Source organism: Bradyrhizobium sp. (assembly GCF_016462955.1).
Classification (GTDB): Bacteria; Pseudomonadota; Alphaproteobacteria; order Rhizobiales; family Xanthobacteraceae; genus Bradyrhizobium.
The window spans coordinates 20577-21761 of the sequence record NZ_JAEMSD010000041.1 but is presented as its reverse complement, the minus strand read 5'-3'; the positions used below and the strand labels follow the sequence as shown (position 1 = coordinate 21761).

General features: G+C 70.2%; 2 protein-coding genes. Both read left to right on the top strand.

Translation table 11 applies throughout. The features are described from left to right. Positions 1-988 (top strand): histidine kinase (locus JHD07_RS07200; RefSeq protein ID WP_291620468.1); only part of this gene is annotated, 988 nt, incomplete at its 5' end. 7 nt (positions 989-995) lie between these two features. Further along, positions 996-1185, top strand: a 190-nt coding sequence (locus JHD07_RS07195; RefSeq protein WP_291620466.1) for a response regulator, incomplete at its 3' end; no start/stop codon positions are given.

The window sequence follows — 1185 nt, the reverse complement described above, 5'->3', positions numbered from 1 at the left end:
CGAGGCGGTGCGGCCCATCAGCCCGCGCGCCGCGTCCGCCGGCACTGTCGTTGCGACGCCCGATGCCGCCGCCGCGATCTCGCTCGCCTGGGCCTACATCCTCAACGTCATCGACGTGGCGCTGCTGATGGCCGCCGCGATCGCCCTGCTCGCTTCGCTCGCCATCGCGCACGCACTTGCGCCGGCGCGCGCGATCGTCGCCGCGCTGCAGCGCATGGCGCGCGGTCAATATCGTACGAAACTGCCGCGCTTCCGCTCGATGGAGCTGGCGATGATCGGCAGCGCCGTCGGCGAGCTCGGCGGCCGGCTGGAGGAAGTCACCGAACAGCGCGCGGCGCTGGCGCGGCGCCTGATCGAAATCCGCGACGACGAGCGCCGCGCCCTCGCCCGCGAGCTGCACGACGAGTTCGGGCAGAACCTGTCCGCCATCCTCGCCTTTGCCAACACGATCGAAACGGCGAGCGCGAAGCAGACCAAGGACGATGGGATCGCGCAGGACGCGCGCATGATCTCGCAGGCCACCCACCATTTGATGGCCTCGCTGCGCGATGCGCTCAAGCGGCTGCGCAATCCGCTGCCCGAGGAGCTCGGGCTCGAAGCCAGCCTCGTCAATCTCGTCGACAGCTGGCGCTCGCACAGCACGGCGCGGCCGGCGATCCAGCTCGATCTCAGGGGCGACCTCACCGACATCAGCGGGCCGGCTGCCACCACGGCCTATCGTGTCGCGCAGGAATGCCTCACCAACGCGCTGCGTCACAGCGCGGCGCGCGAGATCTCACTGCGCGTCGAACGCCGCGCCGGCGAGGACGATGCCCTGCTGATCCGCGTCGAGGACGACGGCGGCGGCGATGCCGAGCGTGTCACGCAATCGGCCGGCTTCGGCCTGACCGGCATACGCGAGCGCGTCACGGCCGCCGGCGGATCGCTGTCGATCCTGCCCGCGAACCGCGGCCTCAGCGTCGCCGCCACCATCCCGCTCGCCGCATGAGGCCGGAATGAACGAGGTGGCCGCAACAGGCATCGCCGTGCTGCTGGTCGACGACCACCCGATCGTCCGGCAGGGCTATCGACGCGTGCTGGAAAGCCAGGGCGATCTGCATGTCGTGGCTGAAGCCGACAACGCCGCGGACGCCTATGCTGCCTTCAAGACGCACGACCCCGACGTCGTCCTGCTCGATATCTCGA